At 50.0% G+C, this 15,630-nt stretch carries 12 protein-coding genes; 2 read left to right on the top strand and 10 right to left on the bottom strand.

Features of this window, described 5'->3' with window-relative positions:
* Positions 1–212: 212 nt before the first annotated feature.
* The 7 genes from rplA to ACTRWG_RS09170 all read right to left on the bottom strand — a co-directional run bounded on the left by rplA (position 213) and on the right by ACTRWG_RS09170 (position 8,297).
* Entirely contained in the window at positions 213–911 is a 699-nt protein-coding gene (rplA, locus tag ACTRWG_RS09200; protein WP_027236230.1) for a 50S ribosomal protein L1, read from the bottom strand.
* Position 912: 1 nt separating this feature from the next.
* Positions 913–1,338 carry a 50S ribosomal protein L11 gene (gene rplK, locus ACTRWG_RS09195; RefSeq protein ID WP_027236229.1) on the bottom strand — a complete coding sequence of 142 codons (426 nt, stop codon included), beginning with the start codon at positions 1,336–1,338 and terminating at the stop codon, positions 913–915.
* Between the two features lie 524 nt (positions 1,339–1,862).
* The gene (locus ACTRWG_RS09190; protein WP_462829240.1) at positions 1,863–3,191 is read right to left on the bottom strand and encodes a hypothetical protein; all 1,329 of its coding nucleotides are present in this window, start codon (positions 3,189–3,191) and stop codon (positions 1,863–1,865) included.
* Between the two features lie 62 nt (positions 3,192–3,253).
* Positions 3,254–5,188: a hypothetical protein gene (locus ACTRWG_RS09185; protein WP_462829239.1), complete on the bottom strand. Its 1,935-nt coding sequence runs from the start codon at positions 5,186–5,188 to the stop codon at positions 3,254–3,256.
* Between the two features lie 44 nt (positions 5,189–5,232).
* Positions 5,233–7,188, bottom strand: a complete 1,956-nt coding sequence (locus ACTRWG_RS09180) for a hypothetical protein (protein ID WP_462829238.1) — start codon at positions 7,186–7,188, stop codon at positions 5,233–5,235.
* Entirely contained in the window at positions 7,181–7,813 is a 633-nt protein-coding gene (locus ACTRWG_RS09175; RefSeq protein WP_462829237.1) for a hypothetical protein, read from the bottom strand. The genes ACTRWG_RS09180 and ACTRWG_RS09175 overlap by 8 nt, the downstream gene beginning before the upstream one ends.
* A gap of 226 nt (positions 7,814–8,039) precedes the next feature.
* A complete protein-coding gene (locus ACTRWG_RS09170; protein WP_462829236.1) occupies positions 8,040–8,297 on the bottom strand; it encodes a helix-turn-helix domain-containing protein in 258 nt (85 codons plus the stop codon).
* 153 nt (positions 8,298–8,450) lie between these two features.
* Here ACTRWG_RS09170 and ACTRWG_RS09165 point away from each other — a divergent pair, with 153 nt between their 5' ends.
* Together ACTRWG_RS09165 and ACTRWG_RS09160 are read left to right on the top strand one after the other, a co-directional pair.
* Positions 8,451–9,080: a hypothetical protein gene (locus ACTRWG_RS09165; RefSeq protein ID WP_462829235.1), complete on the top strand. Its 630-nt coding sequence runs from the start codon at positions 8,451–8,453 to the stop codon at positions 9,078–9,080.
* Between the two features lie 147 nt (positions 9,081–9,227).
* A complete protein-coding gene (locus tag ACTRWG_RS09160) occupies positions 9,228–9,884 on the top strand; it encodes a recombinase family protein (protein WP_462829234.1) in 657 nt (218 codons plus the stop codon).
* Between the two features lie 46 nt (positions 9,885–9,930).
* Here ACTRWG_RS09160 and ACTRWG_RS09155 read toward each other — a convergent pair whose 3' ends face one another.
* The 3 genes from ACTRWG_RS09155 to ACTRWG_RS09145 all read right to left on the bottom strand — a co-directional run bounded on the left by ACTRWG_RS09155 (position 9,931) and on the right by ACTRWG_RS09145 (position 15,268).
* Positions 9,931–10,908: a DUF4435 domain-containing protein gene (locus ACTRWG_RS09155; RefSeq protein WP_462829233.1), complete on the bottom strand. Its 978-nt coding sequence runs from the start codon at positions 10,906–10,908 to the stop codon at positions 9,931–9,933.
* Positions 10,901–12,325: an AAA family ATPase gene (locus ACTRWG_RS09150; protein WP_462829232.1), complete on the bottom strand. Its 1,425-nt coding sequence runs from the start codon at positions 12,323–12,325 to the stop codon at positions 10,901–10,903. The genes ACTRWG_RS09155 and ACTRWG_RS09150 overlap by 8 nt, the downstream gene beginning before the upstream one ends.
* A gap of 174 nt (positions 12,326–12,499) precedes the next feature.
* Entirely contained in the window at positions 12,500–15,268 is a 2,769-nt protein-coding gene (locus ACTRWG_RS09145) for a DNA polymerase (RefSeq protein WP_462829231.1), read from the bottom strand.
* Between the last annotated feature and the right edge of the window lie 362 nt (positions 15,269–15,630).

Raw genomic sequence — 15,630 nt, 5'->3', positions numbered from 1 at the left:
TAAGGTCAGATCGGAGACCACCCACCATCTTGGACGAAATGAAATAAAGCGCACGACGAATCGCACGCTTTACCTCGCAGCCGTAATTAGTCCCATTTGAGGGGATTTCCAAGGGGCAAATTGGAAAATGCGCCTGCCCGCGGCATTCCGCCAGGACACAAAAAGGGCGGCCCTTGCGGTGCCGCCCTTCTGACATCAGCTGTGCGTCCCGATCACTCGGTGACAGCGTTGTCCACGTCAACCGTGATGCCCGGACCCATGGTCGAGGACAGGTTGATCTTTTTCATGTAGGCGCCTTTGGCGCCCGACGGCTTGGCTTTGGCCACAGCCGACACGAAGGCACGGACGTTCTCGACCAGCTTGGCTTCGTCAAAGGACGCTTTGCCGACGCCGGCGTGCACAACGCCGCCTTTTTCCGCTTTGAACTGGACTTCGCCGCCCTTGGCTGCTTCCACGGCCGCTTTCACGTCCATGGTCACGGTGCCGACTTTCGGGTTCGGCATCAGGTTGCGCGGGCCGAGGATCTTACCCAGGCGGCCGACGACGGGCATCATGTCCGGGGTCGCGATGCAGCGGTCAAAGTCGATGTTGCCGGCCTGGATGGATTCCATCAGGTCTTCGGCGCCAACGATGTCTGCGCCGGCTTCCTTGGCTTCGTCCGCCTTGGGGCCGCGAGCGAAGACAGCGACGCGCATGTCTTTGCCGGTGCCGTTCGGCAGGCCAACCACGCCGCGGACCATCTGGTCTGCGTGACGGGTGTCAACGCCCAGGTTCATGGCGATTTCGACGGTTTCGTCGAACTTAGCGTTGGCGTTGGCCTTGATCAGGGCAACAGCCTCTTCCACCGACAGGTTGTCCTTGCCAGCGAAAGCTTCGCGCGCAGCGCGGGTGCGTTTTCCGAGCTTTGCCATCTTACTTCACCTCGATGCCCATGGAGCGGGCAGAGCCCAGGATGATCTGCATTGCCGCTTCGACGTCGTTGGCGTTCAGATCTTTCATCTTGGCTTCGGCGATCTCTTTCACCTGAGCCGCGGTCACGGTGCCGACGGTTTCGCGCGACGGGTTGGTCGCGCCGGACTTAATCTTGGCAGCCTTCTTCAGGTAGTAAGACGCGGGCGGCGTCTTGATGTCCATGGTGAAGGACTTGTCCTGGTAGTAGGTGATCACGGTCGGGCACGGCGCACCGGGCTCCATGTCTGCGGTCTTGGCGTTGAACGCCTTGCAGAATTCCATGATGTTGATGCCGCGCTGACCCAGGGCCGGGCCGACCGGCGGGGACGGGTTTGCCTGACCTGCAGGAACCTGCAGCTTCATCGAACCAACAAGCTTCTTAGCCATTTGGTTTTCCTTTCAACTAGGACGGGACGCGTCCCATCCAATTCAAGTTGCGTGGTCGGATTTCAGGATCGCGATCCCTCAATCTCCCACGAGAGAATCTCGCCCGAAGACGATAGAGGCGGCATGTACAGGGGAAAGGAAGCGGTGGCAAGCCGTTGGCGCGCGCAATCAGACATGAGCTCTTCACGCCCAAATCGTTCGCTGCTGCGCTGAAGGGGCCCTATTCCAAAAAGACAACCCGGGGCGATAAGCGCTCCGAATGCCACCAGGCCTCGCCGTGCATACTGCAGCAGTACAATTATTCAGGCTTGGGAAGTGGTGCCCGGGGGCGGAATCGAACCACCGACACGAGGATTTTCAATCATATTACCAATAATGAAATCAGGTGTTTATATATGAGTGTATCATTTTGTGTATAACTTTTGAGAATCATCGAGAAAACTCACGTTAAGAAGTTGAAATGAAACAATATTTGATGAAATCACACACATCCGAAATCAAACAAGCAAGCCTTGGCGGAATATCTACTGCAGCTTCCGAAGCAAAACTTCTCGAGCAATTCTAACACCGTTTTCCCAAGCCTGAACCGTTTCTCGAAGTCGTTGGGATTTCTTTTCGCCTGATGGGCCATGAATGATCGCTGATCGAACCTCGTAAAAGTGCTTCACCTCTGCCTTCAGGCCCTCTCTTTCTTCTTCACTCTGACCAAGAAGTTCGGCGATCTCATTTTGAAGAAAGTTGCTGATGCCTCTGGCCGGCGGTTGGAACATGCGTTCGAAAACAATTGCCACATCCAAAACCCTGTCGTGTGCAGCAAAACGACCGTCTCGGCTATATGCTTCTGCTAAGCGATATACCTCTGACGCTAGGTCAGCATATGCTGTCTCACTCTTGCGTGAAAACAACAACTTGGCGTCCTCAACTCGTTCTGGACATGCCAGTTGAACTTTTGCAAACGGATCAAACAAATGACTAATCGAACGACCTTTTTGGGCCATGTCTGGATGGTAAGTGTTGCCAAGTAGACCTGCTGCTGTCTGTGAGACACAGCCTTCCAGCGTCCACATCCAAGACACTCTTGTGCCAAGCGATACCGCCAACAAGTTTGCAAACTCTTCCACCCAGCGGTGAAACAGCGGAGGTGGCGTTCGCGGTTCGGAATACCGATACGAATGCTTGGGACGTACCATGGGCTTCCAAACAAACCTGCGAACCACTCCGAAAATACTCTTGGTGTGCCTACGTTCGATATGTTCGGGAGCAACGTCTTTGAGCCAAACCGGATCAACGTAGTCCGATAGATAAGAGAAAGGAATGAGCGAATATCCTTCCCCTAAATCGACCTCGGAATCGATGTAAGCACCGTGGAAAAGAGCGATGTCCATTCCAACATTTAGACCAGTTTGAAGCGCTGAAAACTTCCTGTCAGGTAACAGAAGCAAGGAATTGAGTTTCGCTGCCGTCTCCTGAAAGCCAGCTTCTGTATGGGTTTGGCAATTGGCCATCTGCCCAACGATCAAACCACTTAGACTGGTAAGAGTGCTTCCATTCAGAATGCCCATGTGAAAGTCGTCGTTGCCTGTGCGGATGCCCAGTGCGGATCCGAGACGTGGATGTCCTCGCAAGACTCCCCGCACCGGATCCAAGGCCGCTCGAAGAGGCTGATAGAATTGGTCTCGCCTCTTATCGAACCGATACAGAACATCTTGATAGAGCATGAGCAGATCGTCGCTTGGAAACGGCGTTTCATCTCGACCGTTCCAAGACACTTGGGTCGGATAACCGTTTGCCTGCCAGTAGCGTTCCAAAAACGGTTTTTGAACCTTACGGAGGTTCTCGAGAGCAGCCGCCAAACGTTGCTCCCAAGCTCTTCCTTCAAATTGGTTTGAAGACAAACTCAAAGGTAACAAGCTCACTAATTTGGTATACCCTTCTTTGGTCTCTTTGACAGCTCTGAGGGGGTTACTCGATTTCCTTGCAGCTTAAACAACGTAACTGTGTAACTGGTTTCGCCACCAACCGGCGTCCATCTCGAAACTTGAATACAGTCACGCAAATCGCTCACTTCGCCCCGCACATCATCCAAACTCAAAACGCCTAGAAAACAAAAATTCGTTTGTGCTGTTTGGTATGTCGTTGCTTGAGGTGCAAACTTATTTGTAGTTTCAACAGACGTGTTTTCTTGTTTGGTCCTCTTTAGCTCCAACACGGTCTGAATATTCTCGGAGATTACGACAATATCGGCCCGTCCACCACCAAGCATTCGGGGCTCATATGACAAGTTCACACCGTTTCGGCCTAGCAGGTAGCTATAGAGGTCTTCCTGAAAATGCTCCTCTTTAGCATTCTCAACTTCTTCCTTCATTAAGTAATCGAGGCCACTAAGCGTTCTTCTTGGGGAGTTTAGCCTCTCCGAGATGAATCCTATCAGAACGTCGAGCAAGTAGAAAAATGTTAAAGTCGCGTGTGGGAATTTGAAAATGTCATCTTTTTCATCACATGTCCTGAGGTAACCCGCCACGTGCTCCAAGATTGCCGTACGAGCCGGAGTAGGTGCTTTAGCTCTAAAGTGTTCACCTGCCGACGCCATTGCCTCTTGAATGGCTTCCTCAGTCCAACTAGTCCCTGCGCCATATTTGTGGGCTGCGGTATCTTTTTTTAGCGCCCGGTCTGATACCTTCGTGGGGTTTCTGAGCACTCCGCTCTTAAGTCGAGAGCGAATATCAGAGTAGATAGCTTTCCAGTTAGCGTCACCCTCCTGTTCTCCTGCAGACTTCAACCATCTTGCAGTTGCGGCTAATTGATAGTTCGAAAGCTGAATACGCCCTAAAATTGGTGGGGATACCATGTCTTCGATGCTTCCGGAGCTGCCACGTCCAAAAATCGTTGACGAAGCTGAAAGAAGGAATAGCAGTTCCTCCTCAATTATTCGGGCAGCTTCCAACCAAATTTCGTCTTCCAGAGACACAGATAGATCGCAGAGCTTGGATGCAAATGTTATCCATTGGGTCGCGGCCAATTTTTCCGAACCAACAAACTTGTTATGGGAATAACTCTGGTCGTGATAGGCAAAAAACTGGAATGACAACTTCCTCAAGCTCTCCAAGTCGTCAGCACTCGGAAAAGAATTTTCTCTATGACATTGAAGAAGAAAACTCAGGCACAGGGAAAAAAGCTCCGCCTCGGTTCGTCCAGATTTCACTGAATTGTCAGTCAAAAAAAGAGACCTAGCAGCTTCAAAATTATCAACGGCAGCGCTAGCACTAGAGGAAGCCAAACCTTCTCGAAGTTTGATTAGGCCAAGCTGGAAACGCGCTTCTGCAGCTGCTTCACGCCACTCAAGAAACCTCTCCAAATGTGCTTCTGCCTCACTCAAGTCAGCATGATGCGACAAAGCACCTACTATGGCGGACACATATTTGATGAAGCCTTCGTCCTCGTCGTCAGCGATCGCAAAAAAGGTTGAACGCAAGCGACGAAAGTGAGCCGGGCTATGCAATGCAAGAATGGCAACGGCTTGCAAGGCTTGGCCCCGCAAAGCCGCAAAAAGGCTCCGGTCACTGAAGATCTCAATCAGCTTGTCAACTGCCTCAGGAAAGTTTGAGAGAAACGCAAGACGAAAACTTGGCGAGACAATGAATGCATTTGAAAGAGACGCAAAACCTCCGGGGTCTGTTGCATCTCCTAAAAGCTCACATAACAATGAGCTCTGACCTTCGAATACTGGCGCTTCAGAAAGCCAGTGTAGAAAAGCTCCAGACAACGGGGGGCGGCGGAACCTTGAGGACCATAGCTCCCGAATAGTCGTGATGTCGACTTCGGCAGCCGTGAGCGCGCTATCGTTAAGCAAAGCGTCTATTATTAGCGGCTCCCAAGTTTCATTCGCAGAACCTCTCAAAACAAGTACTCATCACCTTTGGCCAGCTTGTAGTCAGCAAACCTCTTAGCTTCAAAACTGTCTTTCCGCGTCACAGAAGAAATGAAGATTTGAAGATCATCATCTTCGTCCGCCAACTCAGATATTGACCGCATTATCTCATCGAAATCGTTGTCCGAAATTTCTTCGGACTTAGCCGAGTCAAAGAACAATATTCCAGGATGTCGACCTCGGCCTGTTTGCGCTGAAATCTTCGCGATCGTGATTGACGCCGCTATACGGAACCTTAGCTTTTCACCGGGACTGAGCTTTGTGTATGTAGTATCGGTATCAGCAATGTGGATACCTGTTTTACTTGATGTCCACTCCACCTGCTTCAGGTGCTTTACTCCAAGCTTAGTTGCTACGCTCTTAATAACTTCAGATGCGTCTTTGAAGAGCTGCTCTTCTTGCTCCGAAAACATTTGTTTCGTTGCTTTCTGAGTTTCATCCAATATTTTCACCGACAGAAGGTCTGAATCTTGAACTACTTTCGGCGCGCTCGAAATGGCAGCACTAAGCTCCTTGATCGCCAATTCAAGTGCGGAGCGTTTCGCGACTTGAACAGAAAGATGATCCGCTTCAGAGAGTTTTTTTTCCAGTTTACCTTGGTCCGTAATCGTTTTTGACAGTCGACTTTCAAGCCGCTCACGATCCTTTCTTAGACATACTATTTCCTCTTTAATCACGTTTATTTGACCCTCTGCTTCATCAACTTCTGTAGACAGTTGTACAAAATCGGGGTCCTCTAAATCGGCTTTGTTCGGGCTGCTATCTTTGCAGAGAGGGCAGCTATCTCCATGCTGCGCCATCTCAGCAACTTCGCGAAAACTCGTTGATTCACACGACGGGCAGCATACCGGCTCAAGCTTTCGAAAAATCAGACCAGCATTTTGCTCTTCTATCTTCGCCTGAAGCAACCTTTTCAGCTTCACCCATTCTGAACGCAACACCTCCAGCTCAGCTTCTTTTCGACTGATGGATAGATCCGTAGAATTAAGATCGCTTTGAAAGTGTACGGCGTCTTTAGTGAGGGTTTTCATTTCATCTTCATCTAAGCGTGCCTGACGCTCCAACTCCGTTCCTTCAGGCAGCTCACCCAACTGGCGATTTAGTTCTTCTAAAGCTTTGGAAGAACTGTTCTCCGAGTTATTGGCCTTTTTATCGCTGGACTTCTTAAGCAAAATTTTATGCATCGCAGATGCTCGGCTTTGGGTGGAAACCCAAGGCAAACCGATGAATGTTTGCAATAGTCTCTGCGAGTATCCGGCAATGTGGTCACCCACAATTGCTCCTTCGCTACTGGAAACAAAGAGTGCCGAAGCCATGGCAGGCCAACCGTGAGGAACCAGTTTCTCCTTCTTCAGAGTCGTGTACATCTTGTCAAAACTAAGTTCCCTCATGAACAACTGGTCCATAAATTCGCTAAGGTCAGATAAAGGACCTTGAAAAACAACATTGGTATTGTCGCCGCCATCACGAGATAGAATAGCTTGACCAGACACAGGATCGCTCAGAGACTCCACGAGTAGCTTATACTCTGATGCACCTATCGAGAATGCAGCCTCAACCTTATTGATCCAGTGCATCGTCACTGGCGAAACCTTCTCAAAATTCCCTCTTAGAACGCTGTAAAGGAGATTGAGTATTGTGGACTTTCCGACCAAGTTGACCTCTTCAGAAAAAACCCCAAAAAGTCCAGCTCGAAGCCCCTCCCATTCAAAGGCGAACGGCCCATCATCCTCAGTTCCTGTTTTGGTGCCAGAGAATTTGAATCTCTGAAACCGAATTGCTTTCCTTTCTGGGATCGCAGATTGAGGCTCAACACCGTATTCAGAATGAACCTGCTTTACAACATTGACCGCTACGCCTGACTTGCGAGCAATTTCCGCATACCACTCTTCCAGTGAAAGAGCATTCTTCGCTTCAAGCATCTAGCTGCTCCAATAGTTCAATGACCTTATTCCGAATACTCGGTATCGGCTTTCCAATAGCCGCATTCTCATACTCAGGAACGGAATATTGCGCATCCTTCAATGCGCTCCCAGTTGTCTTGGGGAGACACTTGATCGCGTCGATCTGGCGCATGTACCACGCCAAACTGGGTTGTTGATTTATTGCGTCTGCTACGACGCTAAAAGCGCTCGGAAAAATCAGGTATGTCCAAGGTTTCCCGGGAGCCTGAGTGTCCCGAACCGCCCTAATGAGACCCGGTGCCTCCAGAATAGATAGAGCAGTTTCAATTCTTTCATATGCGCCATACCGCCAACGAACCATCAGGATGGTGCGAACGTCAGGCTCTTCTCCGATCATGATTTCTCGAGCAAGATGCAGGAACTTGACGTCTCCGCTCGCTCGGTATTGCTCTAGGAGCTGGTTGGCCAGATAGTCCGGGTACCGAACATAGAAATCGAGTTTCATGAGTTTCAACTCACCACTGAACTTGTGGGACGGGTGGCCATCCGTTTCATCCCCCTCCAGAGCTTCCGACATACTGGTCAGTATAAAAAGTAGCCGCATTGCATCACGGTAGTGAAAATTAGTCTCTGAAATATTCAATGCTATTTAGTCCAAAGGCACACATTTTGTCATTCCCGATCACACTAGCAAACCACACGCCAAACGATAGTGATAATTACCTTTATGCGGTGAGAATTCTCAAATGAGAATCAGCCCAACAGGAGCCAGGCGCCTTGCACTTGTCTTTACCGTCACAAAGCGAATGTTCGATTTTTGGGCAAAAACTTAACCCAAAAACCTTCTTTATTTGAATGAAATCAGGTATTTAAATCCGAGCGTCGAGGGGCGTGCAATCGGCAACCTTCAACAGTACCTCTACTGGATCCACCACCAAAGCGCGGCATAGTATCACAAGTTCAGGGACGTCGATTCGTCGCTGACCACTCTCTATGCGTGCAACGAACGACTGATGACAGCGCAGTCGTTCCGCAAGTTCCGCCTGTGAGAGCCCAGCATCTTTCCGAGCCTGTATCAAAGATTCTACAAGAGCAATCTGCCCTTCAGAGCGAAGTGTTTTTGTCATTTGTCCCCCGCAGCATGCGAGGGTTCCCAATAATCTTGAAATCAGATTATCTAAAAAGTAGATACTCCCTGTCGGCCTCCTACTCGGTTGGTCGTACCAAGGCATTGCGAGCACATCTCGCGCCCGGACAACATCGAACGCAGGCAAACAATTATGACAAAATCTCCAGAAACCAACGACATCGCTGAAACCAAAACAAAGGACGGTGGGAGCATCGTTGACGTTATCAAGCTAATCCTCTTCGTGGGTGTCGGTTACTTCGTATACACTTTTTTCACGACCGACCCTCGAGAAGAGAAATTCATGGCGCACGTGACATCCCAAGCACCAGCGGACCAAAAGGCATTTCTCGATATTGTTGGACGGGCCGTTGCAGCCGCAGACGATGCCGCGAATGATGCAGCCAAGGCCGCGGCATACATCAAAGGCAACAAAGAACTGTGCGGTGGGACAGCCTACAACCCACTTAGCGGCAAGGTCGGCTGGGTCGGAATTTTCGATGAAGCCAACCTGACGGACGACAACAACGACATGTATCTTGAAGTGGAAATCGGCCACGACAACAATATCCGCGCCGAAGTTCCGGCTGCCTACCGTAACGTGGTGCTCGGTTTAGAAGGGGGACAGCCGGTTTCTTTCTCAGGCAGTTTCAATCCCGGCAACATGAACGAGAACCAATGCCTGCGAACAACTTGGTCCCTTGTCACGGGCTCCACGCCAGAACTAACAAGACGGTCTTTCTCTTTTAACCTCACCAGCATTGCGGCAATCCCCGAAAGCTGAACCCAACTGCCGGAGCGGAGAACTGCTCTGCTCCGGCCACGATATTCCCCCCTCAGGATTGTCTTTCTCAAATCCGTTGTCGGCAAATCGAATTTTCTCGATCCCTTCTACGACAAACCAAGATTTGTTTTATACGGAGGGTTCAAATTGACGGAGTACGTTGCCTATTATCGAGTTTCGACGGAACGGCAGGGGCGGTCCGGCCTCGGGCTGGAAGCCCAACGTGCGATGGTCGATCAGTTCCTTCAGCCGCATGACAAAGTGATAGCCGAGTTCACGGAAATCCAGTCAGGCAAACGAGATGACCGGGCCGAACTGTGGAACGCGATCAACCTCGTCAAGAAGACCCGATCCAAGCTGCTAATCCCGAAGCTCGACCGTTTCTCCCGGAAGGTGTCGTTCATCTCGGGGATCATCGACCAAGGGATTGAGTTGGTCGTATGTGAGCACCCAAACGTCTCAACATTCTTTTTGCACCTGTTGGCCTGCTTTGCGGAGGAGGAGCGCCGACAGATTTCAGAACGCACCAAAGCGGCTCTCAGAGCGGCAAAGAACCGTGGGACCGTCCTTGGCCGGAATGCTCATGCCCTGAACGCCAAGCGCCAATCAGAGAAGCGGGATTTCTTCGAGACCATCCGGGATGAGTTTGAACGAGCCTTCAAGGAGGCTGGAACGTTTTCGGGAACCGCACGGCTGCTGAACGAGCGGGGTGTCCGAACGGCCAAGGGCGGTAAATGGTATCCGCAGACGGTCCGGAACTACGTCGCACTTCTACCAGAGGAACGAAAACTAGGACAGCTCTGATACCGGAGCAAAACGCCTTTCGCATACTAAGACAAGCCCTACTCCTCTAGGCGGCTAACTCCTCATCCATTGCTACTGACGCGTCAGGAAATCGAGCATTCAAAAAACGCCACAGTGTCTCTGGAATGCTTGCCTGCGTTCCACAAACAGCGGTGAAGTTGTTGGCTCCAATGGTAACAAAGGTCTTCGGTAACTTTTTCTCGGCACCAATCACCTCAGTAAATATGTGTGGCAATACTTCAAGGTACTTACAGAAAAACCAAGCAAAAAATTTACCTCTCGTAATCTGCCTGAGATCATACTTTCCAAGAATTTGTGTGCGAACAGATGAAATGTCGCTACTATTACATTGAACACTTTTTAGAGCAGCGCATTGTGTAGCCAAACTTTCACGAGGCATTTCTCCTGTTACCAAATCCTGATCCTCACGAATCGCAACTAACGAATTGGGTTTGATTGTTGTGAATTGAACCTCAGTGCCCTTTGCGCGCCAAGAAGCCATCTGAAAAGTGAGTGGCGCAATATGTTCGCAAAAACGCCCACTAGCTCCGTCAAAGTGTTCTTCTAACGCGTTTGCTTCAACTTGAGTAATGTTGGACAACCCGTAGTAGGCTTCCAGAACACCGACTAAGAGTTTCCCTGTGCAAAGTGTGTTTTCGATCGAATATCCATCTGTAATGTAAAATTCTTCCGACAGTGTTTCGTCGACAAAAACACTATGGAAGTCCCTATCCACGATGAATGCAAATCTGCCCAGATCTAGATCGTGAGCAGAAATGTCCTCTTGAGATTTAAAGACCTTCTTTCGGCTCCCTGAAAAGAAGACTTTAACACTCCAGCCGTTCTTTAACTTGGCTGAGATAGCCTGTCGGTAGAATGAGACATCACCACGCCCTTCGACGAACAGGTAAATCAAGTTGTCTTGCGTATAGCCCAAAAGCAAATCGTGTACTGCCGAATCCACATCTTCCATTGCAGCAGCGTGAATCTCCAGCATATCGGGCTCAGGCTGGAGGTCATTCATCGGTCTTAACCTCCGATACATTGCCCCAGTCTGCACCCTTCGCCAATTGTCCAATCGAGCGTGTGCATCCCCGCAACGAATTGTCATAGATGAATGGCGAGTGAGTTACGGCTAACAAACCAGAGCAAGCCGTCAAATTGGAGACTTTTTCAAGGAACTCTCTTTGCCAGGGCACGGAAAGAGATAATTCGGGCTCATCCACAATAATGAAAAATGCCTCATTACCTGAAAGCAACAGATGGCAAAAAAGAGATACAATCTGCTTTTCACCAGAAGACAATTCACTGAGTTCAATTTCGGTTTCATTGCTTTTGATACCGATTGTCCCCGTCAGTATATCGTAGCTAAATTTCTTTCCCTTCATAAAGCTCTCACACACCTCACAGAACGAAGTGATAGATGCTTCTCTTTCATTGAGGTCGTTGTGGAAATCCAACAAGCGCTTGAAATATGACAAAACGATTTTTTCTTGAGTGGAAAGAGACTTCCTAGCCTCACCATCTCGTGAAAGGCTTGTCATGACAGAACGTTTAATTTCACCTACGTCCAAGTTTTGGAGGACCGAACTGTCAATTCTGGCAAGGACGCTATCCACATGTGCTCCATCGATAGATAATTCTTCTATGTCTGGATCATCCTTGAATTTACCCTTCACAATGTCAGACAAAGAAGAAATGGAAAGGCTTAGAGATTGGGTAAGTTGAAAATCTCGGATTTTCCTTAGTGTTTGGGAAACCAGCTCTTGCACATCTCCCATCCCGAATTCCACAAGCTCTAGGTACTGAGCATCCTCGGACTGAGACCGATTTGACCGATACTTCCTGGCTAGCTCAGTGTCCTTCATCTTAAGGACAGCATGCAGTTCTTTTTCAATTCGCCGATAAGTTGGAAGATAAACTACCTGTGAATTGAGTTTTAGTTTCATCTGCTTAGCCTTGTCGGCCAAACGCCTACTACGCTTGCTTTTACTCTCTAAGTTCGATGAATCCCAATGCCTAAAGTGTCTTGAAAGCTCAAAAATAGTCTCGTCAGCCTCCCAAGGTGGTGCATCAGAATATCGCGTGACCAAGTGTCGAGCGTGATCCAATTCACCTCGCTCGAGTAAGCTCCTGATCTTTCTTGAAACACTTGGGCTAACATTTTTCAGAAGCGCGGATCTAAAAGCATCGCGCTCGGGAAGAAGTTCGGAATGCTCGATGATAATCTGAGTTCCATCGTCGAACATTACTGAACAGCTTTCAAAGTCGAAGTCTGAAAGCGCTGACCACCGACATACAAGAAAATTCTGTATAATCTGCAGAATGGTTGTCTTTCCCGCACCATTTTCTCCCACGAGAACAAGACGTCCGTCTTGGAATTTAAGAAAATAGTCCTTTTTTCGAAAGCCTTTGATGGCAATTTCTTTGACGATGGGCAATTGACATTCCTCCAGTAGTGAACCTGCCTATGTCGGGGTGCAGTCTTCAAAGCATCAAACTAACTTCTCATGCACTGCTACTGCCGAGTGCGGAACTCACGGATCAATCGGTAACCTAGCTAGCGGTGTTATTCCATACCCCCTTAAAAAAATCCCTCTGAAACGGTGCGTTAACTACTTCTCTGCATTCACAATACAAAGCTCAGTGAGCCACGAGGGATACGTTATGTCGGCTTGGTCCACATCTAGATTGAACGCCGCCACCGGCGTCAAGAACACATCAATTTCCAGCAGCGGAAACAACTCCTGTTTCACCTGCTCCAAGACAGCCACGGTCTCGGCTGTTCGCGGCACCTGATGCGGGGTGAAGACGGTTTTCTTCCGGGCGTTGTCTAGGTCTTGCTTGGAACAAGGTACGCCAAATTCATCCGACAGTAGTTCGGCAAAATCCCCAACTTTGAGCTTGCCATCTTCGGTCAAACTCTCCCGCCCAAAAGCATGATGCTTCAGCTTGTGTGTTCCCGCCTTTCGCAACTTGTGGGCAATGGCGAGATCACGCCTTAGCCTTTTCATCACACCATCTTCCTTGGCCAGATATTTCCCGGCTTCACCTTGAGCCGCCAGCTTGCCTTCAAAAAACGATGCAAAGCTTTGGTAGTCCGTGAAGGTCTTCAGACAATGGGGGTCGCCCTTGTTGTATTGGGACCAGATCGCGCGCGTGGTGTTGAACTGATCGACGGTTTCCCAAGGCTGTGTGGAGAAGGCCAGATGCTCACAGGTCTTTCCTTTGCCGTAGGAGGCCAGCACCTCGCCCGCTTTGTCGGGCTTCCGCTTCCAGTCGAACTCCATCGACAGCCGTTTGACCATTGTCTTGTCCACGAAGTCCAAGCCCTGTTCGTACATCTCGCGAATACCAGCACCCATTGTCACCGTCAGCGTGTCGGTGGGCTTGCGTTCAAAGAACAGCTTGGTGATCTCGGCATTCTGTTCGGACTTGTTCAGCACCCCCTCAAGCTTGATGCCACCTTTAGCCAAAACAACCTTCTCATCGTCTTTAGGGTACATGCCTGTGACATCCCAATCGGAAGTCTCAGACGGCTTCAAAGTAGCCTGCCCACGGGTGCGCCAGCCCACAGGCTGACGGATGATATGCTTGATCTCGTAGATACCCCATTCACCCGCAAGCCGTCGTCTTGCATCCAGATATCTTTGACCCAAGGGGCCAGCATGAACGACATCCCGCATCTGTTGATCTGTCGCCGTCGTCAGAAAGCCGTCCGTCGTCACGCTGAAGATTTGAACACTTTCGGGAAGAGCGTTCATGATTTCACCCAACACACCCCGACAGAAGGCCGTGATGAAGGCGGCATAGACGGGATTGGTGATCTTGCTTGGTTCAAGTGGCTTAGTCTCGGCATCCCGCAGATCGTATATGCGCCGCTCCCTTAGCCCTTGAGCGGTTTTGCCATAGGTGGAATTCACAAGCTCTTTCCAGAATAGGTTGTCCAACGTCTTCTTGGGATACTTGGAGCGTTCGGCGATACAGTTGCGGGCAAAGCCTGAGAAGGGGCGTTTCGCAGGAGCATATTCCTCTGTCCGGCTGATGATCCTGTCAGAGTCGATCTGCCGCCCTTCAACCAAACTGATCTTGCAACCAAGCTGCTTGGCCAAAAGGATTTCGCTGATGTGGGTTGTGCTGTTGCCCTTCCTTGGAAACAGCAATCCATTCTCGGTTCGCACAGGCAAAACCGGATATCTCACATCTTCCGGAAATTCGAAGTCCACATTGGCAAAGGCCAGATCATCCACGGCAAAGCGGGTAAGCAATTCGTCGGTGCTGCCAATGGCCCTAATTGTGTCCCAGCGAGGCGCACCGATGATCGCCATGGCCGAAGGATAGGCGCTTGTCAGATCGTAATCGTACCAGACGCCTTCTAGCGCAGGGCCAAACCAGAATTGCTCGTTTCGCCCTCCATGATAACACTCGGTAAAAAAGTCCTCGTTCCAATGCAGCTTATTTGTCGAGACAATCCGCTTGCGGGACTGAAAGCGATTGTTCTTCTTGCTCCAGTACTTCTCAATCACCTCTTCCTTCGCCACGATGTCCAGAGGATGAACACCATGACTTGCCCAATATTCTTGGATCAAATCAACGCCGATGGAGGTCAGTGTCACGGGCAGTTTGAACTTGCCGGTCTTATCAAAATACAGCCGGATGATCCGTGAGGTGTAATGCGCACAAATCTCGGCATCGCGAATGGCATAGTCCCGAAACAGCCGCCAATCGCGCTCCATGAACACCGCCATATGCCGCTTCAGATACAGCTCTTCTTCCGGATCATCAGCGAGCTTCAGCTTTTCAAATCCAAGGATGTCACCAAGCTGCGCCAGACTTCTGGCACCCGTAGGAGCCAGCGCAATGGTGTCTCTGATCTTCACACCAAGGCGAATGGGTTTTCGACCTTTGCCCTGAGGCAGCTTGACCGCAATGTCCTTGCTGACATTCATGAACAGGCTTCGGACGTTTTCGAGATTGAGACTGGCGCGTTTGTCCTCATCCTTGAAGTCGCTGAACCCCGGCACATCCGCTCGTGTGAAGTGCGCCACCAGATAGATATCGACGGGCAGCTTTAAACCCGGATGGGCACGGAAGCCCGCCGCCAAAGCATGGGAGACAAACTCAGACAGAGTGAGCCGATCTTCGTCCCGACGCCCTTTCGGCAGAACAATCCCCGACCAGCTTGGCTCTTTCCCCTCATTGCTTCGCGTTATGACCCGACAGCTAAACTGGTAGGACAGAACCTTATTCCTGATCTCCACCAAACCATCAGCATTCACGAACTCTTCCCGCTGATACTCGGTATCAAAGCCAATAATCAGATACCGGGGATAAGCTGATTTTGGATTGTTCTTGGGCAGAAATTGCTCTTTGCTGAATGTCATATTGGCTTGCATGGAAACCTGAATTGCAGTGAGACTGAGGCAACAGCGTTACCAAGTCAAAATGGTAAAAGTTGGGCCGCTACACCCATATGGCACTTTTACTATTTTTGCCATTTCAATTCACAAGACCGGGGGAAATTATGCCCTCAAACACCGGGTTCGGGGCAAAATATCCCTTTTTGCCTTTGACCTCCTGAAAGGCCCGATTAGGACGGCCATCAGCGTATAAATAGCCCACACGACGACACATATCGACCACACACAGCCATATTGAACACAGCTCGCAGCTCTCTCGTATCAGAACAGCGATACAAAAACACACATAGACAGCCCGAAGCGTCATGCGATCAGAAGATAATCTC

This window comes from Leisingera sp. G5_S3_59_S7 (assembly GCF_054968485.1).
Note: the sequence above shows the minus strand (reverse complement) of the source record. Positions and strands in the feature narration are given on the sequence as shown.